Below are 23,643 nucleotides of genomic sequence, written 5' to 3' on the forward strand. Positions count from 1 at the left end.
ATACGGAATTTAAAACAGAATTAATTGAATGATTTAGCTCTAAAAATTTTGTGGAATTCCGCATCTTGACAGGGATCATAAAATAGCTTACTTTTGTGTAACAAAAATTAAAGAAATGAGCGATACAATCCTTTGCCCGAAATGCAAGTCGGAATTTACTTATGAACAGGATAATCTGCAGGTATGTTCCCAGTGTTTTCATGAGTGGGACCCGAAAGAAACAGATAATGCCGATACTATTCTGGATATGAACGGCAACGAACTGCAAAACGGAGATTCTATCATCGTCATGAAAGATTTACCTGTAAAAGGCGCGCCGAAACCGGTAAAAGCGGGAACAAAGGTTAAAAATATCCGTCTACGCCCAGATTCTGATCATAATATCGACTGTAAAATTGATGGTTTTGGAGCGATGGCTTTAAAATCGGAATTTGTGAAGAAAGCTTAATTCCAGAAATGTAAGATCATAGTAGGAACAGGCTTTAAGCGTGTTCCTACGTGTTTATAAGGCACAAAAAAAAAGGAAAGATTTGGACAGGGTACTTTTCCAGACTTGGTTGTCCTGAATAAACGGGACTAATTTCGTCTTAAAGGCAGAAAGAGTATTAACCAAAAATTTCCTTAATCGGGAAGTGTAAAGTTAATAAATTCTTTTCAAAATTCAAACCAAATCAGGAAAGTAAAAAGACAAAAATGTAAATGTAAGAGTTTTAAGCTGACCCTATTTTTTAAATTGGATATTCACGTGATTTTCCAGTTTCTCGCCGGTATAGATCACCAGTTTTTTTTCCTGTAAGAAGATTTTATTCCAGTAATGGTTGCCTGCAAACCGGCTTTCCAAAACCTCTGCTTTCATTTCCTGCTGAATATTTTCGGAATCCGAAATTTTGAGTTCAGTCGGATACCAGAAGTTTCCTGTAAGATTAAACTGCTTTTTTTCCTCATCAGAGAATACATTCACTTCGCCGAAAAGTTTCGCAACGTATTCATCATAAGGATTTTTATAGGTTTCCTCCGGGCTGTCATTCTGAATTAATCGTCCGTCCCGAAGCACAATAATCTGATCAAGCCACGGCATTACTTCCTGAATTTCATGCGTGGAAATCATCATCGAGATGTTTTTCTCTTTTACATAATTAAAAAGCCTTTCCCTGAGTTCAATTTTTCGTGAAAAGTCCAGATTACTGAAAGGCTCGTCGAGTAAAAGCAGTTTTGGCATTACCGAAAGTGCTCTCGCAATAGCCACTCTCTGCTGCTGTCCGCCGCTTAAATATTTAGGCTGAACGTTCGCGTAATCTTCCAGCCCAACTACTTTCAGGAGTTCCAGAACTTTTGCTTTCTTTTCTGCCAGATTAATATTTGAAATGAACTTTCCTACATTGTCCGCAACTGTGGAATAGGGCATCAGATCGTGATTCTGCGCAACCAGCTTCATCTCGGCTTCCCCGGGAACAATATTTTTTTTAGGACCGAAAGTGGGTTTTCCGTCAAAGATGATTTTGCCCTCTTCCCAATCCAGCAATCCGTAAATTAAATTCAATAATGTCGATTTTCCGCAGCCGCTTTCGCCTGCAAGAGCCATTATTTTTCCCTCGTTAATAGTAAGGTTGAGGTTTTGAAAAAGTTTTTTTTCAGGGGAATACGAAAAAAATAAACGTTTGATTTCTAGTAGCATATTGCGAAAATAATATTTTTGAAAGTATTATGAAATTTTTTATTATTTTAGCGGAAACAATTAAATTTAACTTTCTAATGAAAACGGTAATCAAAACTACGATTTTTTCGGCATTTTTTGCAGGAATTTTATTAGTTTCGTGTGGAAAAGACAAACCTTTAACCAGCGAAGGAAACGTGGTTTCAACCACGAAGGAAGGAAGTACATTTGAATTGGATACTTTGAACAGCCGTATCGAATGGAAAGGTTTCAAAGTCGTAAAGACCGATAATACCAGCCATTTCGGAACCATACAGTTCGAAAGCGGTGATGTTACGGTAAAAGACGGGAAACTAGAAAGCGGAAAATTTGTGGCGGATATGAATTCATTAACGTCAGTGGATCTAAAGGATGATGCAGAACAGCTGAATAAGCTGAACGGGCATTTGAAAAGCGGAGATTTCTTTGAAGTTGAAAAATTTCCGACCGCTTCCTACGAAATTACGAAAGTGACTGACAATACCGCAGGCGGAGATTATAATACTTTACTGGACGGTAATCTTACGATCAAGGGCATTACAAAGCCGGTACAGTTTAATGCAAATGTATCTGTAAAGGACGGAATCGTAAGTATTGCGACCGAGCCTAAGGATATCAACAGGGAAGATTTTGGAGTGAGATTCCAGCTTCCTTTGGCAAACGGTGTCATTAAAGATGAAGTAAATCTTCAGATTTTGGTGAAGGCCATGGAAAAGAAATAAATTTTTTTTATTTAAGTGTAATAAGTGATGTGAATCTGTCTCATTTTTTTGGGACAGATTTTTTTTTGACAAACTTTTGTTCTTCAGGACATAAGATTAATTTTGAAGACCGGGATTTGCCTCCTGTTTTTACCTCAAAATTTCCTAAATTTGCATGCTTACAAAAAAAGCCAAAGCAACCGCTAAAAGCAAAACCTAACTATGACTTCACAACAGATACGACAGCAGTTTTTAGATTATTTTAAAGAAAAAGGACACCTTATCGTTCCTTCGGCGCCTATTGTGCTTAAAGATGATCCTACTTTGATGTTCTCGAATTCGGGAATGACGCAGTTTAAGGATTATTTTCTCGGTTATAAAAAACCGAAAGCGCCGAGAATTGCGGACACTCAAAAATGTCTGAGAGTTTCGGGGAAACACAACGATTTGGACGATGTGGGTCGTGATACTTATCATCACACGATGTTTGAAATGTTGGGGAACTGGTCATTTGGCGATTATTTCAAGAAAGAAGCCATCGGGTTTGCTTGGGAACTGCTGACTGAAGTGTATAAAATTCCGAAAGAGAATTTATATGTAACCATTTTTGAAGGTGATGCTTCCGAAAATCTGGAACGTGATCAGGATGCCTATGATTACTGGAAATCGCATATCGACGAAAGCCGAATCATCAACGGAAACAAAAAAGACAATTTCTGGGAAATGGGCGAAAGCGGACCTTGTGGGCCCTGCTCAGAAATTCATGTAGATTTAAGATCTGAAGAAGAAAAAGCTAAAGTTCCCGGAGTTGATTTAATCAATAATGATCATCCTCAGGTCGTTGAAATCTGGAACAACGTTTTCATGGAGTTCAACAGGAAAGCCGACGGAAGTTTAGAGAAATTACCGGCACAGCACGTTGATACCGGAATGGGTTTTGAGCGTCTGTGTATGGCTTTGCAAGGCAAAAAATCGAATTACGATACTGATGTTTTCACACCTTTAATTGCTAGAGTAGAAGAACTTTCAGGTAAAAAATATACCGGAATTTTAGAAGACGAAAAAGATATCGCAATCCGTGTGGTTGTCGATCATATCAGAGCGGTTGCGTTTGCAATTGCGGACGGACAGCTGCCTTCCAATGGAGGTGCCGGTTATGTAATCAGAAGAATTTTAAGAAGAGCGATTTCGTATTCTTACCGTTTTTTAGGAATGAAAGAACCATTCCTTTTCGAACTGGTGGCAGTTTTAAGAAATGAAATGGGAGATTTCTTCCCGGAGTTGGTAAAACAGCAGAAACTGGTTACAGAAGTGATCAAAGAAGAAGAATCTTCTTTCCTAAAAACCATCGAACACGGTTTGAAGCGAATTGATTTAATCATTAATGAAACGATTTCCAAAAACGAAAAAACACTTCCGGGTGCTGAGGTTTTTGAATTGTATGACACATACGGATTCCCGGCAGATTTATCAAGAATTATCGCTGAAGAAAAGCAGCTGACGGTTGATGAAAAAGGCTTTGATGAAGAAATGGAAAAGCAGAAACAGCGTTCTAAGAAATCATCTGCGCAGAAAGTTCACGACTGGGTGATTCTGGAAGAAAAGCAGGAAAGTTTCGTTGGTTACGACCAGACAGAAGCTGAAACTTATATCACGCGGTACCGTAAAATCGAGAATAAGGACGGTGAATTTTATCAGATCGTTTTATCGAAATCTCCGTTTTATCCTGAAGGCGGCGGTCAAGTTGGCGACAAAGGAATTCTTATTCCAAGTTATACAGAAGGCTTTGATATTTCAAGTCCTGTTGTTTTTAATATTACCAATTGCGGCGATATCATTGAGGTTTTGGAAACCCGAAAGGAAAATAACCTGATTGTTTCTCTGGTTAAAGATTTACCGAAAGATGCTGGCGCTGTTTTTTATGCAAAAGTAAATACAGCAGACCGCAAAAACACTCAGGCAAACCACTCGGTGACGCATTTGCTGCACGAGGCTTTGAGAGAGGTTCTGGGTACGCACGTAGAACAGAAAGGCTCTTTCGTAGGTCCCGATTATCTCCGTTTTGATTTTTCGCATTTCTCTAAAATGAGCGAAGAAGAACTGAAACTGGTTGAAGAGAAAGTAAATGCAAAAATCAAGGAGAATATTGCTCTTGAGGAATTCAGAAATATCCCGATTGCAGAAGCAATGGAGAAAGGCGCAATGGCACTTTTCGGAGAAAAATATGGGGACAGTGTAAGAATGATTCAGTTCGGAAGTTCAAAAGAACTTTGTGGCGGAACTCATGTGAAAAATACAGGCGAAATTGGATATTTCAAAATTCAGAATGAAAGTTCCACCGCGGCCGGAATCAGAAGAATTGAAGCGATCTCCGGTGATAAATCTGCGGAATATTTCAAAAATCTGGAAACACAGATCAAAGAAATTTCAGCTTTATTAAAATCAAAGGATTTAGCGAAATCTGTAGAAAAATTAATTGAGGAAAATTCAGTTTTAAAATCTGAAATCGAATCTTTGAAAAAAGAAAAAGCAAAAGGCGAAACCGCGAACTGGAAAAATGATTTTGCTGAAAGCGGTGACAAAAAACTGTTGGTTAAAAAAGTTTCAATGGATGCGGGAAGCGTGAAGGATATCGTGTTCCAGCTGAAAAAAGAAATTGAAAACTCAGTAATTATTATTATTTCTGATGCTGATCAGAAGCCGATGATTACGGTCGGAGTTTCACAGGATCTGGAAGCAAAATACCACGCAGGAAATATCGTGAAAGAACTGGCGAAAGAAATCCAGGGCGGTGGCGGCGGTAATCCGGGCTTTGCGACTGCAGGCGGAAAGAATCTGGCGGGCATCGAAAATGCTTATCAGAAAGCGCTTGAAATTTAATTTTTAAATACACATCAATAAAAAACCCGGATTCAGCATCCGGGTTTTTTGATAAAAAAAGATCCCTTTCAAACAAGGGACCTTTATTAAGTGAAATATATGATGTGGTTTTTTTTATTTGTTTCCGCCGCCTCTTGCAACCAGGGCAATGATAATAATGAGAACTAAAGCACCGATTACCCATACAATCGGATTACTCATCCAATCCGCGCCCATTGCGTCGGTTCCTTTGTTAACGTCTACGTCAACCTTTAAATCTGCAGCCTTGTCCTGCGCTGTAACCATGATCGTAGCAAGGTTTGCGAATACCGCTAAGGCAAAAATCTGAATCTTGGTGAATAAGTTAGCTCGTGTCATAATTTATTTTTTAATGTTATAAAACAGAGTATTCTAAAAGTATACCAAAAATGAAATTTGAGCTAAAAAAACCAAGGCTATAATTTGAATTCCATCAGGTAATCGTCCATTACAAAGCCGTTTCCGATGTCAAAAACATCTTCCTTATAAATAGTGAAACCTTGCGATTCGTAAACACCGCGGGCTTTGTTTTCTTTATTCACATTTAAAATAATGCGGTGATCGGCATTTAGTGAAACCTGTTTTTTCAGAAAATTTAATGCTGCTTTTCCGCAGCCTTTTCCTTTTGCCCCGTCAATTAAATAGATGCGGTGAAGTTTAGTGGTTTCCGGTTCGTAATGATGTTCGAATCCGATAAAACCTACCGCTGTGTTTTCATTAAAAATTAAATAATAATGATAATTCGGATTTTGTAAATGTGATGAAATTTCTTCAGCCGAATACATCTCGGAAAGCATATAATCGATCTGTTCCTGAGAAAGAAGTTCAGCATAAGCAGAATTCCAGGACTGTTCTGCAAGTTCACGAATCAGCTGAATATCGGCTTCAGCAGCTTTTTTAAATGAAGTCATCAGGTCGTAATTAAAAATTTAAATCAGTTCTATCAGGGTAATTTCCGGTTCAATTCCCACTCTTCCGGGGAATCCGATAACACCGAAGCCGCGGTTTACATAAAGGTGCTTTCCTTCGCTTTCGTACAGATCTGCCCATTTCCTGTAACGGTACTGCACCGGCGACCAGCGGACGTTTTTCAGATCGATCCCAAACTGCATTCCGTGCGTATGTCCGGAAAGTGTTAACTGTACATTGGAAGGGTGTTTTTTTACAACCGCATCAAAGTGGGTAGGGTCGTGGCTCATAAGAATTTTTGCTGCGTCTTCCGGAATCGCGGAAGAAGCTTTGTTCAGATCGCCATATTGCGGAAAAGGTTTTTCGCCCCAGTTTTCAACGCCCAAAATATAAAGTTTTTCGCCGTCCTTTTCGATAAAACGGTGCTCATTTCTAAGCATTTCAAAGCCGGCTTCTTTTTGCAGCTGGATTAAATTAGGAATGTTTTGGGCTTTTTCTTCCGCTGAATTCCATTCGGCATAATCGCCGTAATCATGATTTCCCAGGACAGAAAATTTTCCGTCTTTTGATCTGATCGACGAAAATAGCGGAACAAAAGGTTTGAATTCGCTTGCGAAATTATTCACCATGTCTCCGGTAAATAAAACCAAATCTGCCTGCTGTTCATTTATTAGATCGATTGCTTTCTGTAATTTTTCGGGATGAAAAAAGCTTCCCGCGTGAACATCGGAAATCTGCACGATTTTGTATCCTTTGAAACTTTGGGGCAAACCGGCAATTTTAATTTTTACCTTTCTAACGCGGTGGCGGTATTTTCCGAAAATTATCCCGTCAATGACCAATGCTGAAAAAATCCCGGCAATTCCCAGTCCTAAAACACTCAGGAACTGTCTCCGCTCCGGAAAATAAGTCTCAGGTTTAGCGAAAAAGGTAAAAAGGTAGCGGAAAAACCTACCAATATCTTCGAGAATAAGAAAAAATACGATGAAGAGTTTGGGAAGCAGGAAAATTAAAAAAATAGACGCAACGATCTGGATTCGGTGATGATCGCGGTCGGTACGCTTGAAGTTTAGTAATTCATAGATGAAAAAACCATACACCAAAAGCGTGATCACCCAATAACCTATTCTCAGCCAGTTGTTGGAGGTAATGGTTTTAAATGCCTGATAAACGTAAAATTCCAGGATGAAAATAATTCCTGTTATGATTAAAAAATTTTTCTGCATGAGTAAATTTCAATAAAAAAGCACAAAATGTGTTTTGTGCTTTTCTGTATTTTTAAATATATTCGGTTACGGAAATTTATAAACAATCGCATTGATGTTCATTCCTGCACCCACGGATGCAAAAACTATATTTCCTTTTTCTTTGAAATTCTGTCCTTTCATATTTCCTTTGATAATTAAATCGAACATTGTAGGAATGGTCGCCACAGAAGAATTTCCGAATTCCTGTATCGTCATTGGAGCGATGGCGTGATCGTAATCTGTTTTTCCGTACAGTTTATGAAGTCTGGAAATCATCGCGTAATCCATTTTAGCATTCGCCTGATGAATCAGAATTTTATCGATATCATCAATAGTTAAGCCGGCTTTGTCAATGGTTTCCTTGATGGCATCCGGAACATATTTCAGTGCGTATTCATAAATTTTTCTTCCGTGCATTCTGATGTAGAGCGGTTTTTGATCTTCATCCTTTTTTAAAGAAGGTGCGTTTTCAAGATAATTGAGTTCCGCATTGTTATCACAAAGTGTTGCATCAGCGATAATCCCCACATTTTCTTCGTCGGTCGCTTTTACCACTACAGCACCGGCGCCGTCAGCAAAAATCATTTTGTTGCGGTCAAAAGCATCCGTCACACGGCTTAAGGTTTCTGAACCTACTACCAGAATCAGTTTTGCTTTTTTAGCTTTAATCAGGGTATCAGCGAGAATCATTGCTTCCACCCAACCCGGACAGCCAAAAATCATGTCGTAATTTACACATCTTCTGTTCTGTATGCCCAGTTTGTTTTTTACCCGTGCAGACATGGAAGGCATGAAATTGGTCATTCCGTTTTTATCCACTTCGCCAAAATTACTTGCGTAAATGATATAATCTAGATCTTCCTGATTAATCTGTGCATCGTAGATGGCTTCTTTTGCTGCCCTGTAACCCAGATCAGAATTGAATTCATCATCTTCTAAATATCTCCGGTTTTCAATCTCCGTGATATCCACAAATTTCTGGATGATTTCTTCATTAGGTTTGTCAATTTTGTCACCTTCGTCGGTATAGAAAACAGAATTGATGAAATGTTCTCTCCCGATAACTTTTGTAGGAATATAACTTCCTGAACCTATAATGATTGTGTTGGGCATATTGTAATTAAAAAATTTCGTGCAAAGTTAAGAATTAATATTGTATCGGCTTGAATGAAAATTATTATTAAATTTGCAAAAGTTCTTTTTAGACCAATTTTTTATGAAAATGAGTGCTTCCACCAAAGGTTTGGTTATTTCGGTTATCACGGTACTGTTTGCCTTTGGGGTTTACTTTTTGTTTTTAGCTAAAAAAAATTATTACCTCGTAGATAATCCTACCAATAATACCTTCTATTTCAAGATCAATAACGGCAATGAAAACATTATCGCTGCCGGACAGAAAGTGCAGGTAGATCTCAAAAAAGGCAAAAATGACATTAAGGTTTTCGACGGACAGAAGAAAATTCTTTACGATTCAGGTTTTGTGGTGAACAAAGACCGCGGTCTGCTGAATATCGCACATCAGGATTATTATATCAATGAGCAGTTTTACGGTTACGGTCTGAATAAAGATTCTCTCATTGCTGCAAGAAAAGCAACAGTAATCGACGGTAAAAATTACCTTAACGAACCTAAACATTTCAATAAACTTTATACGGACGATTTTTATTTTAACATCGATGAAGATTATGATAAAGTGGTGAAAAATGTTCAGAAAGTAGAATCGCGGACAAAGATTTTCAGAAAGCAGGATTTTCTGAATTATTATAAAGAATATTATAAATTTTAAAATACAGCATTTTGAACCAGGTTAAACCATACAATACAGAAGCAGGAAAAAAGAGTGAAGTTGAAGATATGTTCGATAATATCGCTCCGAAATACGATTTACTGAACCACGTGCTTTCCATGAAAATTGATGTTCTGTGGAGAAATACTCTGGTAAAATGGATGAATAACGATCAGCCGAAAGAAGTTTTGGATGTAGCTACAGGAACCGGCGATCTGGCGATTGCCGTTCAGAAAGGAACCGGAGCAAAAGTGGTGGGTTTAGATTTATCACAGCAGATGCTTAATGTAGGTATTGATAAAATAAAAAAACTTAATTTAGACGGCGAGATTTCCATGCAGAAAGGAGACGCAGAAAACCTGCCGTTTGAAAGCAATAAATTTGATGCGGTTTCCGTTGCATTTGGAGTAAGAAATTTCGAGAATCTTGAAAAAGGTTTAGCAGAGCTTAGAAGAGTGGTGAAGGAGAACAAAAGTGTTTATATTCTTGAGTTTTCTAAAGTAGAAGGGTTTTTAGGGCCTTTTTATATGTTCTATTTTAAAAATATTTTGCCGCAGATCGGTAAACTTGTTTCTAAAGACAACAGAGCATATACTTATCTTCCCGATTCGGTAAATGCTTTTCCTTTTGGGGAGAAAATGAAAAATATTCTTCTGAATACAGGTTTTAAAAAGGTAGAATATAAAAAACTAAGTTTAGGTATCGCAACGATTTATAAGGCAACCAAATAATATATGGGGAAAACAGTTTTAAAAATTAATTTAGTTACGGCAATTTTTGTTGCGTCATTTTTTAATGCGCAGCTCTTCCGTACCAAAGACCGCGCGGATAATCTGGAAGGTTTTGACGACCAAAAATTCAGCTACGGTTTTTTTCTTGCCGGAAACAATTTTGATTATAAACTCGTTTTAGACCCAAAGTTCGGAATGGACGGACAGAAAAATCTGGTGCAGACCAAATCTTCTTACAGCTTCGGTGCCGGACTTATCGGTAAAATGAGGCTTAATGAAAACTTTGACATAAGATTTGAACCGGGATTGCAGTTTGTAGAACGTGAAATCATGTTCGATACCCAGTCAAATGATCAGTATGCAGCCGGAACGCCTGCGAACCAGCCATTCACTCCGAGAACGCTTACCGATGCAGATAAACTTAGAACAGTAAAATCCACTTATGTTGATTTGCCTTTACTTATCGAAGTACATGGTGACAGATGGTATAATTCGCGTCCTTATGCAGCAGCAGGGGTGAACTGGATGATGAATCTGCAGTCGAACAGCAAAGCAGCAGACGATAATCAGCAGGGAATGTTCCGCACCACTGCGAGTAATTTTGCGTGGTCGGCAGAAGTTGGAATTCAGTTTTATTTCAGCAGATTTAAGTTAACTCCAGGTTTCCGGGGTACCTTTATGATGAACGACGAAATGGTATCGGATAACGCTGAAACACCTCCGTACTGGACTTCAGCGATTGCGACCGGAAAGACCAGGGCGCTGATGTTTGTCCTCAAATTCGAATAATTTTTAAGTAAAATATAATCCAAAGAGAAAGTGCACCGCATTTTCTCTTTTTTATTTCAATAAATTCTTTAAATAATTCACCAATTCAAATTTAAATTTTATATTTTTGCTAAATAGTTAGAATTAATTAAGCCTGAAAATGCTCAAAGATTTAGAAAATAATTTTTCGGTTTTAGAAAAAAAGGTTTTGAACGTAACGAAGAATTACCAGAATCTCAACGAAAAATATTTGGAATTATCCCAGGAGCATGACGAACTGAAGAAGAAATATGACGAGGAGAGGAAAAAAAACCAGGTTTTAGCAGAAGAACAAAAAAATATAAAACTGTACTCGGCAATTACAGGAAATCCAGATCACAACCGGCTGATGAAAAACCATATCAACCGTTTGATTAAAGAAGTGGACCAATGTATTGCAGAACTTCAAAACAGCGGGTTGTAATGGAAGTAAGAAGAATTACCATCAACATTGCCGGAAGAAATTATCCTTTGAATGTGCCTGCCGCCGAAGAAGAAACGCTTCGAAAAGTCGGAAAACAGATTGAAGCGATGATTAAAGATTTTGAACAGAATTTTGACGTGAGAGATAAACAGGATGCTTTGGCAATGTGTGCCCTAAAACTGGGGACCAACGCAGAAGTATCAGTCATCACAAGCGAAAAAAACATACATGCTTCCAACGAAAGATTAATGCAGATTAATCAGTTGCTGGAAGAGCTGGAAAAGTAGATTTTTCTTTTCCGCAAAACGACTGCCCACAATGGTTCTAACACATTACAGGTAAACTCAACGCTAAACAATTACCGGACGAAAGTTCACTTAATGGCGCGCCGACTTGCTCGGATTACAGAAAGCGAAAATCAGTTCAAATCGTGTTGATTAGGAGTTTACTCTATATCACTGAATTGTTGTGGGTTTTTTTTATGGCTGAGCATTAAAAAATAACTGATTCTAAATATGAAAAAGATCAGGCAATTTAATTGTCAGCGATAAATTAATATTGAATATTTAAACTAAACATATATGACAACAACCGCAATTATCATCGGTATTGTTTGCCTTGTTTTGGGAGCTGTGATTGGAATGTTATTTTCCAAAAGTTCTCTTAACGCAAAAGCAAAGTTCATCGTAGAAGATGCAAAGAAAAATGCCGAAAATCTTATAGAAAAAGCCAATGTACAGGCCGAATCCGTTAGAAAAGAAAAACAGCTGCAGGCAAAGGAAAAGTTCATGGAACTTAAATCCCAGCACGACGCCGATATTCAGGCCAGGGAGAGAAAAATGCAGGACGCCGAGAAAAGAATAAAAGACAAAGAAAACAAGCTTAACGACGAGCTGAGTAAGACCGGTAAACTGGAAAAGGATCTTGACCGTCAAATCGCGGACTACGGCAAAAAACACGAAATTCTTGAGAAAAAACAGCAGGAACTGGACGTGGCAACTGCACAGAAAGTGGAAATGCTTGAAAAAATAGCCAATTATTCTGCTGAGGAAGCAAGAAACGAATTGGTGGAAGCCATGAAAGCCGAAGCTAAAACAAGAGCTCAGGCCCATGTTCAGGGAATTATGGAAGAGGCAAACCTGAATGCAAAACAGGAGGCCAAGAAAATTGTAATACAGACCATTCAGAGGATAGGTACAGAGCAGGCGATTGAAAATTCGGTTTCTGTTTTCAATATTGAATCTGATGAGGTTAAAGGAAGAATTATCGGTAGAGAAGGTAGAAATATCCGTGCTTTGGAAGCTGCAACCGGAGTTGAGATTATCGTAGATGATACCCCGGAAGCTATTTTGCTTTCCTGTTTCGATCCGGTAAGAAGAGAGATCGCAAGACTTTCGCTTCACCGCTTGGTTACTGATGGCAGAATTCATCCGGCACGTATTGAAGAAGTGGTGGAGAAAACCAAAAAACATATCGAAGAGGAAATTATTGAAGTTGGAAAGAGAACCGTTATCGATTTAGGCGTACATGGTTTACATCCTGAACTGGTAAAAATTGTCGGAAGAATGAAATACCGTTCTTCTTACGGACAAAACCTTTTGCAGCACTCCAGAGAAGTGGCGAACATCGCGGCAACAATGGCTGCAGAATTAGGCCTGAATGTAAAAATGGCAAAAAGAGCAGGTTTACTTCACGATATCGGAAAAGTGCCGGAGCAGGAATCTGAACTTCCACACGCGCTTCTTGGGATGCAGTGGGCAGAGAAATACGGAGAAAATCCTGAAGTGGTTAACGCGATTGGAGCGCACCACGACGAAGTGGAAATGACTTCATTGCTGTCACCGATCATTCAGGTTGCTGATGCAATTTCAGGTGCGAGACCGGGTGCAAGACGTCAGGTTTTAGAATCTTATATCCAAAGACTTAAAGACCTGGAAGCTGCAGCACTTAGTTTCGACGGTGTATCCAGTGCTTATGCTATTCAGGCAGGCCGTGAGCTTCGGGTGATGGTAGAGAGCGGAAAAGTAAGTGACGATCAGTCTTCACAGCTTTCTTATGATATTTCTGAAAAAATCCAGAATGAGTTAACTTATCCGGGACAGGTTCGTGTAACCGTAATCCGTGAAACCAGATCTGTGAATATCGCAAGATAATTACTCAGGTTAAGAGAGTTAACAGACAATTCTTAAATTTAAAATAACAAATCCTACCAGTTTTCTGGAAGGATTTGTTATTTTGGGGTTATCTGAATACGCTTAGAGAAACGGCTGCATCTCTTCCTCTATTTTTTTTCTTAAATCCATCAGCTTGATGGCGTATTGTTCCATCTGTTTTTCATGTTCGGTTTCCGGCACAAATTTCGGAACCTGCACGGAATTTCCTTCATCATCAACAGCCACAAATACAATGATACAGTGGGTTTTCTTTTCGAATTCCTTGCGTTTGATATTTCTTGAAAATACATTAATTGCGATATGCATGCTGGTGGTTCCGGTGTAAATTACCTCGGCTTCCACTTTCACGATGTGCCCGATTTTAATAGGAGAATAAAAGCGGATTCCGCCGACATACACTGTTACACAGTAACTGGAACTCCACGAGCTTCCGCATGCATAACCAGCCTGGTCAATCCACTTCATAACACTTCCCCCATGTACATTTCCTCCGTAATTGACATCACTAGGTTCAGAAATGAACTGAAATACGGTTTTTGTCTGCATATTTTCTTAAATTTAAATAAAGATATTGATAAAATTTTTAAATTCCTTTTATTAACCCTATTTTTGGAAAATGAAAAAAGTATTTTATTTAAAAACCTGCGATACCTGTCTGAAAATTCTTAAGAAATATAACTTGAAAGATTGGGAACTTCGGGAAATAAAAATAAATCCTATTACCACAGAAGAACTGGAGGAAATGTACAAACTTGCAGGCTCTTACGAGGCGCTGTTCAGCAAGAAATCCAACCAGATCAAGCTGCGCGAGATCGACCCAAAAACTTTACAGGAAGAAGATTATAAAGAACTTATACTGGATCATTACACTTTCCTCAAACGGCCTGTTTTTATGACCGATAAAGAAATTTTCATCGGCAGTGAAAAGAAAACAGTGGAAGCTTTACGAGGTTTTTTTGCTGATTAGGTAATGAAATACATTGCAGTTTTTCTGTTGTTTTTTGTAATAAACGTTTCAGCACAAACCGTTTACAGGACACCTTCAGGATCCAAATATCATTTGTCAGGCTGCAGAATGGTAAAGAATGTTTCTTCAGATTTAAGCATTCAGGCCGCATCGGGCGAAGGCCTTTCTCCCTGCAAAATCTGCCGACCGCCCTTCAGTCAAGCGTTGGGAATAGTATCAAAACCCAAAAAAACTTCTGGAGTCAATTCCCCGAACCGTTGTTTCGCCACTACTAAAAGCGGAACAAGATGTAAAAGAAATACAAGGATCGGTAATAATTTCTGTTTCCAGCATCTCCCTTAAAAATACGTCAGAATTTCATCAGGATTGATGGTAGTTATGACATAATTTCCTGAAGATCAGTATTGATATGTAATTTTGTCGGAAGAATTGCAGAGGCATTTTTTTTGTGGTAAAAACTGTAAATCAGTTACAAATGTTTAACCTAAAAATTTAATGTCATGTCAAATTTAATCAGAAGAAACAGTTTTTTCGACGATTTCATTACAAAAGATTTATTTGAATTTAAACCTAGGTTTAATCAGTCGGATTTAACATTGCCTTCAGTTAACGTAAAGGAACTTGATCGGAGTTTTGAGATTCATGTTGCTGCACCGGGAATTAAAAAAGAAGATTTTAAAATTAATCTGGAACAGAATGTTCTGACCATTTCCAGCGAAAACAGCACAGAAAATGAAGAGAAAGATGAAAACGGTGCATTTACAAGAAGAGAGTTCAATTACAGCTCATTCAGCCGTGCTTTTACCTTGCCGGAAACCGCTGACCCGGAAAAGATAGAAGCGGCCTACGAAGACGGTATTCTGAAAATTACAGTTCCGAAAAAAGAAGTGATGATGCAGAATATGAAAACCATAGAAGTGAAATAAGATTTCAATTCAATTCATTCCAATATTTTATAAAACCCGGCAGAAAGAGCTTTTCAGCCGGGTTTTTTGTTTGTCCATAAAAAAAGGGCTGAAAATTTTCAGACCTTTTTAAATTTTATTTTGGATTAACTTCAGTTTATACGAACGGAAGTTTCACCACTTTTGCAGGTATATTTTTATTTCTGATCTGAATAAAAATGTCTGAACCGACTTTGAAATGAGGTTTTGCAACATACGCCAAACCAATACCTACAGATTTCATTGGGCTCATCGTCCCGGAAGTTACTTTTCCGATTTCGTTTCCTTCAGCATCCACTACAAGATAATCATGTCTTGGGATCGCTCTCTCCTGCATTTCGAAACCTACCAGTTTTCGGGTAACGCCTTCTTCTTTCTGTTTTGCGAAAATTTCTTTGTTCACAAAATCTTTATCAAATTTCGTGATCCAGCCTAAACCTGCTTCCATTGGCGAAGTGGTGTCATCAATATCGTTTCCGTAAAGGCAGAAACCTTTTTCAAGACGCAAAGTATCTCTTGAAGCAAGTCCGCAAGGAATTAAACCGAATTCTACGCCGGCTTCTGTCAGTGCTTCCCAGATTTCCACTGCATTTTCATTCTTAAAATAAATTTCGAAACCTCCGCTCCCTGTGTAGCCTGTGTTGGAAATAATAACGTCAGAAACACCCGCGATGCTGCCTACCGTAAAATGATAGTATGGAAGTTCGGAGAGATTCACTTCCGTTAATTTTTGCAGTGTATCTGTAGCTTTAGGTCCCTGTATGGCGATCAGTGACATCTCATCTGAAGCATTTGTCAGTTTTGCGCCAAATTTTTCATTGTATTTTGTAATGTGGTTCCAGTCTTTTTCAATGTTGGAAGCATTGACCACGACGAAATATTTTCCGTCGGTCATTTTATAAATAATCAGGTCGTCTACGATTCCGCCGTTTCCGTTCGGGAGACACGTGTACTGTGCTTTTCCGTCTTCAAGCGTATCTACATTATTGGTAGTTACATATTGCAGCAGATCCTTTGCAGCAGGTCCTTCTACAAAAAATTGTCCCATATGGGAAACATCAAAAATTCCAACTTTTTCGCGTACGGCAAAATGCTCTTCCGTTACGCCGGAATATTGCACAGGCATTTCAAAACCTGCAAAAGGTACCATTTTCGCGCCCAAAGAAACATGTTTGTCAAACAGGGCAGTTCTTTTATCCATTCTTAATTATTATTTAGATTTTTATTTTTTAGGAGCAACACAGTTTATGCTTTTTATATTCACCGGTCCCGCTTTCCGCTCTATCTTTTGCTCCGCTTCGCTCCGCAAAAGGATGCCGCTGCAATCGGGGCTAAAAGTTCCGGCAGTTTCCCTGTTTAAAGGTGTTCTTTGTATTCCTTTAAAATGATTTTAAACCATTCGGTGAACTGCTGAGGGTTTTCTTTCATTTCCTCATCCAGTTTTTCCATAGAAATGTAACGCACTTCGGAAACTTCCTCCTCATTCAGATGGAAGCCACCATCGTAAAAGCCCGTGAAAACATGATCCAGCTCGTGTTCCCAAAGATTCTGGCCTACATCGGCTTTGTATAAAAAATGAAATTTTTCAGTAAGTTCGGCTTCCACTCCGAGTTCTTCTTTCATTCGGCGTTGTGCACCCTGAAGATAGGTTTCATCAAACCTTGGATGCGAACACACGGCGTTGGTCCATTGGTCCGGTGAATGGTATTTTCCTGAAGCCCGTTTCTGCAAGAGCATTTCACCTTTATCATTAAACAGAAATACCGAAAAAGCGCGGTGAAGAATTCCATTTTCATGTGCCTGCATCTTTTCCATCAGCCCCAAAATCTCATCATTTTCAGAGACTAAAACTACTTGTTCTTCCATATCACACAAAATTAAGTTTTATTAATTAGCTGGTAAAATTTTTGAGAAACTTTAATAGTTACATTCTCTTTCTATAAACCGGATTTTTAAAATTATCTTGGAAGATTGAGCGCTGTGAATAAAAATTAATGCGGTGTGGAAAAAATAATCCTCTGTAAACCAATGAAAAATTGTAATTTTGCATCTTAAATTTTTGAGATGGAGTTAGAATATAAAGACCATTTAAGCCCAATGCTGAAAGGTGATATCAAGAATTATTTGATTGATATTGACGGAACTATTACTGATGATGTTCCCAATGAAGAACCTGAAAGAATGGTTGATTGTGAACCTTATCCGGATGCGCTGGAAACCATTAACAGATGGTACGATCAGGGACATATCATTTGCTTCTTTACTTCGCGTACTGAGAATTTAAAACAAATCACGATAGACTGGCTCGATAAACATGGCTTTAAGTATCACAGCGTGCTGTGCGGAAAACCACGGGGTGGAAATTACCATTGGATTGATAATCATCTCGTAAAAGCAACACGGTACAAGGGCAAGTTCACTGATATGGTGGAGAAACAGGTAACTATTGAAGTATTTAAAGATTAAGAAGATGAAGGTTTTAGCAAACGACGGTTTAGACCAATCAGGAATTGATGCCTTAACAGCAAAAGGTTTTGAAGTAATTACCACCAAAGTTCCTCAGGAATTTTTGATTGATTACATCAATGAAAATAAAATTAAGACCATTTTAGTAAGAAGTGCAACGCAGGTAAGAAAAGAACTGATCGACGCATGTCCTTCCATCGAAATCATTGGAAGAGGAGGAGTAGGAATGGATAATATTGATGTTGATTACGCACGTTCTAAAAATATCCACGTGATCAATACGCCTTCAGCTTCTTCGGAGTCTGTGGCAGAATTGGTGTTTGCCCACTTGTTTGCGGGAGCAAGATTTCTTCCGGATTCCAATAGGAAAATGCCTGTGGTTGGAGATTCGGAGTTCGCAAAACTTAAAAAATCTTACGAAAAAGGAATTGAACTTCGCGGAAAAACCATCGGTATCATCGGAATGGGGAGAATCGGGCAGGAAGTTGCAAGAATCGCACTCGGTTTAGGAATGCGTGTGATCGCTGCGGACAGCAATATCGGTAGAGCGAGCATTAAAGTGAAATTCTATAACAACCAGTTCATCAACGTAGATATAGAAACAGAACCGCTTGATGGCGTTTTGGAACATGCAGATTTTATTACGCTCCACGTGCCGGCTCAGAAAGACGGTTACATGATTTCTGAAAAAGAATTTTCGATCATGAAAGACGGTGTTGCAGTGGTAAACTGTTCCAGAGGCGGTGTCATCGATGAAAACGCATTGATTGCTGCATTAAATTCAGGTAAGGTAGCCTTCGCGGGTCTGGATGTTTTCATCAACGAACCTACGCCTTCAAAAGAAATTTTAACTCATCCTAAAATTTCCCTCACTCCACATACCGGAGCCTCCACGCTTGAAGCTCAGGACAGGATAGGACTTTCTTTAGCGGAACAGATCTGCAGTATTTTGCAGGTACACTAATTAATTTTCAGATCAAATATACAGAACACGTCTTTCAGGCGTGTTTTTTTTATTGATTTAAAATAAGTGACTTTTAAAATATTTAAATAAATTCTACTAATTATAATTCAGCAAAAAACCCGGAGAACGTCCGGGTTGAGCATTTTATTTCGAAAATTTTATGGTCTGTTTTTCAGTAAATCTCTGATTTCTGTCAAAAGTTTCTGATCTTCTGTCGGCCCGGGAGCAACCACTGCAGCGGGTTTGTGAATTTTATTGATTCCTTTAATCATAATGAACAGTACAATCGCGATACAGAGGAAATTAATTACTGCGGCAAGGAAATTACCGTAAGTCACACCATTCCAGGCCAGTTTAGAAATGTTTTCGGCACCGGCTGCTTTCAAAGCAGGATTCAGAAGCAAAGGGGTAATTACATCTTCAACAAAAGATGATACAATTTTTCCGAAAGCACCCCCAATAATAACGGCAACAGCCAAATCTACAACATTGCCTTTAATGGCAAAATCCTTAAATTCTTGTACTAATCCCATAATTTTTATATTTTAATTAAGTAAATGTATTAAATAATTCAAAATTTCTGAAGAAATTTATTAAAAAATACAGTTCTGTTTAAACAAATGATGAATTTTAAGTGTTTCTATGTTATTTTTTTTCATTTATACTGAGAAGTATTCAGTTTTTCTAAATAATTGTTAAAATAAATTTGTATTTTTGGAAAAATTTGATTTATTTATTTAAATATTGATAATCAGACTAATGGGATTGTAAATTGAGTAAACAATCTCTTTTTTTTTAATTAACACAAGTGATATTATAAGGTGAAAATTTTATCCGCTCTACAACTGAAAAATTGTGATGCTTTCACAATTAAAAACGAACCTATTTATTCTTTAAATTTAATGCAGCGGGTGGCCGATTCATGTGTGAACTGGCTTTCTTCCAAGTTTAATGATAAAGAAGCTTTCTATATTTTCTGCGGAAACGGCAATAACGGAGGTGGCGGTCTTGCTTTAGCCAGAACTCTTTACCAAAACGGATTTGATATTACGGTCTTTGTAAATGAAAATGAAAATTTTTCAAAAGACGCTTTGAGCAATCTCAATAAAATCAAGCAGATTTCCGGAATCGCCATTTTTGACTTTGCCGATACTTCCCAATTTAATTTTAAAGAAAACGCTATTATCGTTGACGCTCTTTTCGGAGCAGGGCTTAACAGGAAAATTAATAAGAAAGAGCAGGATCTGATTAATTTTCTCAACAAGGTAAAATTACATAAAGTTTCCATTGACATGCCTTCAGGTTTGGCGGCGGATCATCTGATGGCAGAGAATGCCGTGATTTTCAAAGCAGATGAAACTTTAAGTCTTCAGTTTTGGAAAAAGACATTTCTTCATCCGGAAACCGGTCCCTATTGCGGAAAAGTACATATCTTAAATATTGGTTTAAGTAAAGAATTCATTGCAAAGGAACCGACCGATGATTTTGTGGTAGATGATCAGTTAATTCAGGAAATTTTTAAAAGTAGAAACGAATTTTCTCACAAAGGGAATTTTGGGAAAACAACTATTATCGCGGGCAGCTTTGGGAAAATGGGAGCCGCTGTCTTAGCCACAAAAGCTGCGTTAAGATCGGGTAGTGGAATCACTTTCACTCTTGCTCCAAAGTGCGGTTATGAGATTCTTCAAACGGCATGTCCTGAAGCGATGTATCTGTTTGGCGGACAGAATTATAATGTTCATTTTGATGTAGACAGCGATTCTGCGGTTGGCATTGGTCCCGGTTTAGGGGGAAATACCGAAACGGAATTAATGTTTATGGAGTTTTTGAAATCCTGCGATCTGCCTTTGGTTTTAGATGCGGATGCGCTGAATATTATTGCCAAACATACTCAGTTTTTAAAGCACATTCCTCCAAAGTCCATTATAACACCCCATCCGAAGGAGTTTGAAAGACTTTTCGGAAAAACAGAAAACTCTTTTCAACAACTGGATCTGGCCAGAAAAAAAGCTCAGGAACTCAATATTTTTATCGTTTTAAAAGGTCACCATACACAAATCATCACTCCTGATAATAAAGTATTCTATAACATCACCGGCAATTCCGGAATGGCAAAAGGAGGCAGCGGAGATGCTCTTCTGGGAATTATCACTTCACTGGTAGCGCAAAATTATTCATCTGAACACGCTGCAGTTTTCGGAGTTTGGCTCCACGGTAAATCCGGTGATTTAGCTGCTGAAAAATATTCGAAAGAAGCAATGCTGCCGTCGGATCTGATCAATGAGATGGGTAATGTTTTTAGAGTTTTAGCATAAAAAAATCCTTTCAAGAAATTCTTGAAAGGATTTTTTTTTATCTTTTTACAAATTATTCAGGTTTACCGTTTTCCTCTTCGGTGATTTTATTGTTTTTAGAATACCACATAATGACGAAACCTGCCAGCATAAAAGGAATCGAGAGAATCTGACCTGTATTTAATCCTGCAAACTGAATAAATTCATCGCCTTGCGGTTCTTTTAAAAATTCAACGAAGAACCTTACCGCCCAAAGGATAATAAAGAATAACCCGAAAAGCCATCCCTGCTGATATTTTTTGTTCGTGTAACGATATAAAATCCACAAAAGAACAAAGAGCAGAAAGTAACCCGCGGCTTCAAAAAGCTGAGTGGGATAACGCGGAACTATGGCACCATATTCAGAACTTTGCTGCGGGAAAAGAATCGCGAAAGGCGAACCTTCAGGCGCGGGTTTTCCGATAATTTCGGAATTGAAAAAGTTTCCTATTCTCACAAATGCACCTCCTAACGCAACTACAATTCCGATACGGTCGTATACCCAAAACGGATTTTTCTTAATGATTTTGTAGGAATAATAAAGTGTTGTAAAGATCAGAGCGATCGTTGCACCATGACTTGCCAATCCTGAAAATCCTGTAAATTTAAATTCAGGCTTTGTTTGGATCGGAAGAAAAACCGACCAGAAATCCTGTTTAAAAAGTTCGGGCTGGTAAAAAATAACGTGGCCTAATCTCGCGCCCAGAATTGTTCCCACCAAAGTCCAGGTAAAAAGCGGTTCCAGATATTTTTGGTTTACATTATCGATCCTGAAAATTTTAGTCATGATCGCATACCCAAGTCCAAAAGCCAGGATGAACATTAGACTGTAGTAGTGGAGCGTTATTGGGCCTAAATGTATTCCGGTTGACGGATCCCAGGTCGTATATAAGAATGAAACCATATTTAATTATTTTTTTTAAGTTTTTAATGTTGATGTTCACATTTCGGCGGAACCGGATCATAGCCTTCACCTCCCCACGGATGGCATCGCGAAATCCTTTTTGCGCCGAGCCAAAAACCTTTGAAAAGGCCATGAACCCGAAGTGCTTCTACCATATAGCTGGAGCATGTAGGCTCGTAACGGCAGTTTTTTGGAAGCAGGGGTGAGATGCACCACTGATAGATTTTTATCAGGGCCACCAAAGGAAATGTGAGGATTTTGTTGAACATTGCGTTGCAAAAATAACGAAATAGTTTAATTTTGTTCAAAGTTTCTGTCTAATCTTGTATTAACAGAATTTTATATCGTCCAATTTCAAATGTTTATCTTGAATTCCAATATTCCTCTTGCCGAGCAGCTGCGTCCCAAAACCCTTGATGAGGTTCTGGGTCAGGAACATCTGACCGGAAAAAACGGAACAGTCCGAAAAATGTTGGAAAATGACACCTTGAATTCTTTAATTTTCTGGGGACCGCCGGGAACCGGGAAAACCACATTAGCGGAAATTATTTCTGAAAAATCGGGGAGAAAGTTTTTTAAGCTTTCAGCAGTGTCGAGCGGCGTTAAAGATGTTCGGGAAGTTATTGAAGATGCCAAAAAGCAAAATCTTTTTTCAGGAAAACCACCGATTTTATTTATTGATGAAATTCACCGGTTTAATAAGTCTCAGCAGGATTCACTGCTTCATGCCGTAGAAAAAGGCTGGATCGTCCTGATTGGCGCCACCACAGAAAATCCTAGTTTCGAAGTGGTTTCTGCTTTGCTTTCCCGCTCTCAGGTTTATGTGCTAAAATCTTTAAGTTATGAAAAACTGGAAGAGCTTGCCGAGACTGCATTAAATAAATACAACGAAAAAGAAAAGACAGATTTTAAAATTAAGGACAAAGAAGCCTTTATCCAATATTCCGGCGGTGATGCGAGGAAACTTATTAATTCTGTAGAAAATGTTCTGAATAACTTCAAAAAATCTCCAAATAAGGAGATCAGCAATGAGGATGTTCTGGAGGTTTTGCAGGAGACAATGGCGCTTTATGACAAAAACGGAGAGCAGCATTATGATATTATTTCTGCTTTCATCAAATCCATGCGCGGATCTGACCCGAACGGTGCGGTGTATTGGCTTGCGAGAATGTTGGTTGGCGGTGAAGACATTAAGTTTATTGCCAGACGAATGCTTATTCTGGCTTCCGAAGACATCGGTCTGGCAAATCCAAATGCTTTGATTGTGGCGAATAACTGTTTTCAGGCGGTGAATGTGATCGGAAATCCTGAAGCAAGAATTATCCTCAGTGAAACAGCGGTTTATCTGGCTGTTTCCCCTAAAAGTAATTCAACTTATTTAGCGATCAATGAGGCGATTGCAAAAGTAAAACAAACGGGAAATCTGCCGGTTCCCTTACATCTGCGAAATGCTCCGACCAAACTGATGAAGGATTTAAACTACGGTAAAGATTACGATTACGCGCATTCTCACGAAGGAAATTTTGTGGATCTGGAATTTTTGCCGGAGGAAATTTCCGGAACAAAATTCTATGAACCGGGAAACAATTCAACCGAAAATAAAATCGCTGAACAGCTTAAGAAAAAGTGGAAGGATAAGTACTGACAGGGTTTTTTCTAGCATATATAATTGAATATCATTAACATTTGACTCGT

General features: G+C 38.4%; 26 protein-coding genes. 15 read left to right on the plus strand and 11 right to left on the minus strand.

Features of this window, described 5'->3' with window-relative positions:
- Window positions 1–115: 115 nt before the first annotated feature.
- Window positions 116–448: a zinc ribbon domain-containing protein YjdM gene (locus KSK37_RS07555; protein WP_217200544.1), complete on the plus strand. Its 333-nt coding sequence runs from the start codon at window positions 116–118 to the stop codon at window positions 446–448.
- A 273-nt stretch (window positions 449–721) separates the two neighbouring features.
- Here KSK37_RS07555 and KSK37_RS07560 read toward each other — a convergent pair whose 3' ends face one another.
- On the minus strand, window positions 722–1,675 hold the full coding sequence (locus KSK37_RS07560) for a sulfate/molybdate ABC transporter ATP-binding protein (RefSeq protein WP_217200546.1): 954 nt from the start codon (window positions 1,673–1,675) through the stop codon (window positions 722–724).
- Window positions 1,676–1,752: 77 nt separating this feature from the next.
- Between KSK37_RS07560 and KSK37_RS07565 the strand changes: the two genes are divergently transcribed.
- Window positions 1,753–2,415 carry a YceI family protein gene (locus KSK37_RS07565; protein ID WP_217200548.1) on the plus strand — a complete coding sequence of 221 codons (663 nt, stop codon included), beginning with the start codon at window positions 1,753–1,755 and terminating at the stop codon, window positions 2,413–2,415.
- Window positions 2,416–2,616: 201 nt separating this feature from the next.
- Window positions 2,617–5,274, plus strand: a complete 2,658-nt coding sequence (gene alaS / locus KSK37_RS07570; protein ID WP_217200549.1) for an alanine--tRNA ligase — start codon at window positions 2,617–2,619, stop codon at window positions 5,272–5,274.
- Window positions 5,275–5,388: 114 nt separating this feature from the next.
- Here the strand turns inward: alaS and KSK37_RS07575 are convergent, their stop codons facing one another.
- The 4 genes from KSK37_RS07575 to KSK37_RS07590 form a co-directional block, all read right to left on the minus strand.
- Window positions 5,389–5,631 carry a hypothetical protein gene (locus tag KSK37_RS07575; RefSeq protein ID WP_088359801.1) on the minus strand — a complete coding sequence of 81 codons (243 nt, stop codon included), beginning with the start codon at window positions 5,629–5,631 and terminating at the stop codon, window positions 5,389–5,391.
- Window positions 5,632–5,708: 77 nt separating this feature from the next.
- Window positions 5,709–6,203, minus strand: a complete 495-nt coding sequence (locus KSK37_RS07580) for a GNAT family N-acetyltransferase (RefSeq protein ID WP_217200551.1) — start codon at window positions 6,201–6,203, stop codon at window positions 5,709–5,711.
- A gap of 18 nt (window positions 6,204–6,221) precedes the next feature.
- Window positions 6,222–7,427, minus strand: a complete 1,206-nt coding sequence (locus tag KSK37_RS07585) for a metallophosphoesterase (RefSeq protein WP_217200553.1) — start codon at window positions 7,425–7,427, stop codon at window positions 6,222–6,224.
- A gap of 66 nt (window positions 7,428–7,493) precedes the next feature.
- Window positions 7,494–8,561, minus strand: a complete 1,068-nt coding sequence (locus KSK37_RS07590; RefSeq protein WP_088359804.1) for a 3-oxoacyl-ACP synthase III family protein — start codon at window positions 8,559–8,561, stop codon at window positions 7,494–7,496.
- 103 nt (window positions 8,562–8,664) lie between these two features.
- Here KSK37_RS07590 and KSK37_RS07595 point away from each other — a divergent pair, with 103 nt between their 5' ends.
- The 6 genes from KSK37_RS07595 (at window position 8,665) to rny (ending at window position 13,349) form a co-directional block, all read left to right on the plus strand.
- Window positions 8,665–9,234, plus strand: a complete 570-nt coding sequence (locus KSK37_RS07595) for a hypothetical protein (protein WP_088359805.1) — start codon at window positions 8,665–8,667, stop codon at window positions 9,232–9,234.
- Between the two features lie 8 nt (window positions 9,235–9,242).
- The gene (ubiE, locus tag KSK37_RS07600; RefSeq protein ID WP_217200711.1) at window positions 9,243–9,965 is read left to right on the plus strand and encodes a bifunctional demethylmenaquinone methyltransferase/2-methoxy-6-polyprenyl-1,4-benzoquinol methylase UbiE; all 723 of its coding nucleotides are present in this window, start codon (window positions 9,243–9,245) and stop codon (window positions 9,963–9,965) included.
- 3 nt (window positions 9,966–9,968) lie between these two features.
- Window positions 9,969–10,754, plus strand: a complete 786-nt coding sequence (gene porT / locus KSK37_RS07605; protein ID WP_088359807.1) for a type IX secretion/gliding motility protein PorT/SprT — start codon at window positions 9,969–9,971, stop codon at window positions 10,752–10,754.
- Between the two features lie 139 nt (window positions 10,755–10,893).
- Window positions 10,894–11,196, plus strand: a complete 303-nt coding sequence (locus tag KSK37_RS07610) for a hypothetical protein (RefSeq protein ID WP_088359808.1) — start codon at window positions 10,894–10,896, stop codon at window positions 11,194–11,196.
- Window positions 11,196–11,483 carry a cell division protein ZapA gene (locus KSK37_RS07615; RefSeq protein WP_088359809.1) on the plus strand — a complete coding sequence of 96 codons (288 nt, stop codon included), beginning with the start codon at window positions 11,196–11,198 and terminating at the stop codon, window positions 11,481–11,483. Before KSK37_RS07610 ends, KSK37_RS07615 begins: the two co-directional genes overlap by 1 nt.
- Before the next feature lie 294 nt (window positions 11,484–11,777).
- Window positions 11,778–13,349 carry a ribonuclease Y gene (gene rny / locus KSK37_RS07620; protein ID WP_217200555.1) on the plus strand — a complete coding sequence of 524 codons (1,572 nt, stop codon included), beginning with the start codon at window positions 11,778–11,780 and terminating at the stop codon, window positions 13,347–13,349.
- A 102-nt stretch (window positions 13,350–13,451) separates the two neighbouring features.
- On the opposite strand, the gene KSK37_RS07625 is transcribed toward rny, so the two are convergent.
- On the minus strand, window positions 13,452–13,916 hold the full coding sequence (locus KSK37_RS07625; RefSeq protein WP_217200556.1) for an acyl-CoA thioesterase: 465 nt from the start codon (window positions 13,914–13,916) through the stop codon (window positions 13,452–13,454).
- Between the two features lie 70 nt (window positions 13,917–13,986).
- Here KSK37_RS07625 and KSK37_RS07630 point away from each other — a divergent pair, with 70 nt between their 5' ends.
- Entirely contained in the window at window positions 13,987–14,337 is a 351-nt protein-coding gene (locus tag KSK37_RS07630; RefSeq protein ID WP_088359812.1) for an arsenate reductase family protein, read from the plus strand.
- A gap of 500 nt (window positions 14,338–14,837) precedes the next feature.
- A complete protein-coding gene (locus KSK37_RS07635) occupies window positions 14,838–15,263 on the plus strand; it encodes an Hsp20/alpha crystallin family protein (protein WP_217200559.1) in 426 nt (141 codons plus the stop codon).
- A gap of 136 nt (window positions 15,264–15,399) precedes the next feature.
- Here KSK37_RS07635 and gcvT read toward each other — a convergent pair whose 3' ends face one another.
- Window positions 15,400–16,482, minus strand: a complete 1,083-nt coding sequence (gene gcvT, locus KSK37_RS07640; protein WP_217200561.1) for a glycine cleavage system aminomethyltransferase GcvT — start codon at window positions 16,480–16,482, stop codon at window positions 15,400–15,402.
- Window positions 16,483–16,637: 155 nt separating this feature from the next.
- Window positions 16,638–17,147 carry an isopentenyl-diphosphate Delta-isomerase gene (gene idi / locus KSK37_RS07645; RefSeq protein WP_217200563.1) on the minus strand — a complete coding sequence of 170 codons (510 nt, stop codon included), beginning with the start codon at window positions 17,145–17,147 and terminating at the stop codon, window positions 16,638–16,640.
- A gap of 198 nt (window positions 17,148–17,345) precedes the next feature.
- Here idi and KSK37_RS07650 point away from each other — a divergent pair, with 198 nt between their 5' ends.
- Window positions 17,346–17,747 (plus strand): LNS2 domain-containing protein, encoded by a 402-nt coding sequence (locus KSK37_RS07650; RefSeq protein WP_088359817.1) that lies wholly within the window; start codon window positions 17,346–17,348, stop codon window positions 17,745–17,747.
- Between the two features lie 4 nt (window positions 17,748–17,751).
- On the plus strand, window positions 17,752–18,711 hold the full coding sequence (locus KSK37_RS07655; RefSeq protein ID WP_088359818.1) for a D-2-hydroxyacid dehydrogenase: 960 nt from the start codon (window positions 17,752–17,754) through the stop codon (window positions 18,709–18,711).
- Between the two features lie 158 nt (window positions 18,712–18,869).
- Here KSK37_RS07655 and mscL read toward each other — a convergent pair whose 3' ends face one another.
- Window positions 18,870–19,244 (minus strand): large conductance mechanosensitive channel protein MscL, encoded by a 375-nt coding sequence (mscL, locus tag KSK37_RS07660; protein WP_088359819.1) that lies wholly within the window; start codon window positions 19,242–19,244, stop codon window positions 18,870–18,872.
- A gap of 369 nt (window positions 19,245–19,613) precedes the next feature.
- Here mscL and KSK37_RS07665 point away from each other — a divergent pair, with 369 nt between their 5' ends.
- Window positions 19,614–21,026 (plus strand): NAD(P)H-hydrate dehydratase, encoded by a 1,413-nt coding sequence (locus tag KSK37_RS07665; protein ID WP_246566324.1) that lies wholly within the window; start codon window positions 19,614–19,616, stop codon window positions 21,024–21,026.
- Window positions 21,027–21,078: 52 nt separating this feature from the next.
- On the opposite strand, the gene lgt is transcribed toward KSK37_RS07665, so the two are convergent.
- Both lgt and yidD read right to left on the minus strand, forming a co-directional pair.
- Complete coding sequence (gene lgt / locus KSK37_RS07670) at window positions 21,079–21,948, minus strand: prolipoprotein diacylglyceryl transferase (RefSeq protein ID WP_088359821.1); 870 nt, start codon at window positions 21,946–21,948, stop codon at window positions 21,079–21,081.
- A 23-nt stretch (window positions 21,949–21,971) separates the two neighbouring features.
- Window positions 21,972–22,217: a membrane protein insertion efficiency factor YidD gene (gene yidD / locus KSK37_RS07675; RefSeq protein ID WP_088359822.1), complete on the minus strand. Its 246-nt coding sequence runs from the start codon at window positions 22,215–22,217 to the stop codon at window positions 21,972–21,974.
- Window positions 22,218–22,315: 98 nt separating this feature from the next.
- Here yidD and KSK37_RS07680 point away from each other — a divergent pair, with 98 nt between their 5' ends.
- On the plus strand, window positions 22,316–23,593 hold the full coding sequence (locus KSK37_RS07680) for a replication-associated recombination protein A (RefSeq protein ID WP_217200566.1): 1,278 nt from the start codon (window positions 22,316–22,318) through the stop codon (window positions 23,591–23,593).
- The last annotated feature ends 50 nt before the right edge of the window (window positions 23,594–23,643 follow it).

Origin of the sequence: Kaistella soli, assembly GCF_019038595.1 — a bacterium.
Classification (GTDB): Bacteria; Bacteroidota; Bacteroidia; order Flavobacteriales; family Weeksellaceae; genus Kaistella; species Kaistella soli.

Excerpts from the sequence above, each read along its gene's own strand:
- porT (WP_088359807.1), top strand. The coding sequence starts at position 9,969 with ATGGGGAAAACAGTTTTAAAAATTAATTTAGTTACGGCAATTTTTGTT.
- rny (WP_217200555.1), top strand. The coding sequence starts at position 11,778 with ATGACAACAACCGCAATTATCATCGGTATTGTTTGCCTTGTTTTGGGA.
- KSK37_RS07650 (WP_088359817.1), top strand. The coding sequence starts at position 17,346 with ATGGAGTTAGAATATAAAGACCATTTAAGCCCAATGCTGAAAGGTGAT.
- KSK37_RS07610 (WP_088359808.1), top strand. The coding sequence starts at position 10,894 with ATGCTCAAAGATTTAGAAAATAATTTTTCGGTTTTAGAAAAAAAGGTT.
- KSK37_RS07565 (WP_217200548.1), top strand. The coding sequence starts at position 1,753 with ATGAAAACGGTAATCAAAACTACGATTTTTTCGGCATTTTTTGCAGGA.
- KSK37_RS07630 (WP_088359812.1), top strand. The coding sequence starts at position 13,987 with ATGAAAAAAGTATTTTATTTAAAAACCTGCGATACCTGTCTGAAAATT.
- idi (WP_217200563.1), bottom strand. The coding sequence starts at position 17,147 with ATGGAAGAACAAGTAGTTTTAGTCTCTGAAAATGATGAGATTTTGGGG.
- KSK37_RS07555 (WP_217200544.1), top strand. The coding sequence starts at position 116 with ATGAGCGATACAATCCTTTGCCCGAAATGCAAGTCGGAATTTACTTAT.
- yidD (WP_088359822.1), bottom strand. The coding sequence starts at position 22,217 with ATGTTCAACAAAATCCTCACATTTCCTTTGGTGGCCCTGATAAAAATC.
- KSK37_RS07585 (WP_217200553.1), bottom strand. The coding sequence starts at position 7,427 with ATGCAGAAAAATTTTTTAATCATAACAGGAATTATTTTCATCCTGGAA.
- KSK37_RS07575 (WP_088359801.1), bottom strand. The coding sequence starts at position 5,631 with ATGACACGAGCTAACTTATTCACCAAGATTCAGATTTTTGCCTTAGCG.
- lgt (WP_088359821.1), bottom strand. The coding sequence starts at position 21,948 with ATGGTTTCATTCTTATATACGACCTGGGATCCGTCAACCGGAATACAT.
- KSK37_RS07635 (WP_217200559.1), top strand. The coding sequence starts at position 14,838 with ATGTCAAATTTAATCAGAAGAAACAGTTTTTTCGACGATTTCATTACA.
- KSK37_RS07560 (WP_217200546.1), bottom strand. The coding sequence starts at position 1,675 with ATGCTACTAGAAATCAAACGTTTATTTTTTTCGTATTCCCCTGAAAAA.
- gcvT (WP_217200561.1), bottom strand. The coding sequence starts at position 16,482 with ATGGATAAAAGAACTGCCCTGTTTGACAAACATGTTTCTTTGGGCGCG.
- KSK37_RS07665 (WP_246566324.1), top strand. The coding sequence starts at position 19,614 with ATGCAGCGGGTGGCCGATTCATGTGTGAACTGGCTTTCTTCCAAGTTT.
- mscL (WP_088359819.1), bottom strand. The coding sequence starts at position 19,244 with ATGGGATTAGTACAAGAATTTAAGGATTTTGCCATTAAAGGCAATGTT.
- KSK37_RS07590 (WP_088359804.1), bottom strand. The coding sequence starts at position 8,561 with ATGCCCAACACAATCATTATAGGTTCAGGAAGTTATATTCCTACAAAA.
- alaS (WP_217200549.1), top strand. The coding sequence starts at position 2,617 with ATGACTTCACAACAGATACGACAGCAGTTTTTAGATTATTTTAAAGAA.
- KSK37_RS07615 (WP_088359809.1), top strand. The coding sequence starts at position 11,196 with ATGGAAGTAAGAAGAATTACCATCAACATTGCCGGAAGAAATTATCCT.
- KSK37_RS07655 (WP_088359818.1), top strand. The coding sequence starts at position 17,752 with ATGAAGGTTTTAGCAAACGACGGTTTAGACCAATCAGGAATTGATGCC.
- KSK37_RS07595 (WP_088359805.1), top strand. The coding sequence starts at position 8,665 with ATGAAAATGAGTGCTTCCACCAAAGGTTTGGTTATTTCGGTTATCACG.
- KSK37_RS07580 (WP_217200551.1), bottom strand. The coding sequence starts at position 6,203 with ATGACTTCATTTAAAAAAGCTGCTGAAGCCGATATTCAGCTGATTCGT.
- KSK37_RS07625 (WP_217200556.1), bottom strand. The coding sequence starts at position 13,916 with ATGCAGACAAAAACCGTATTTCAGTTCATTTCTGAACCTAGTGATGTC.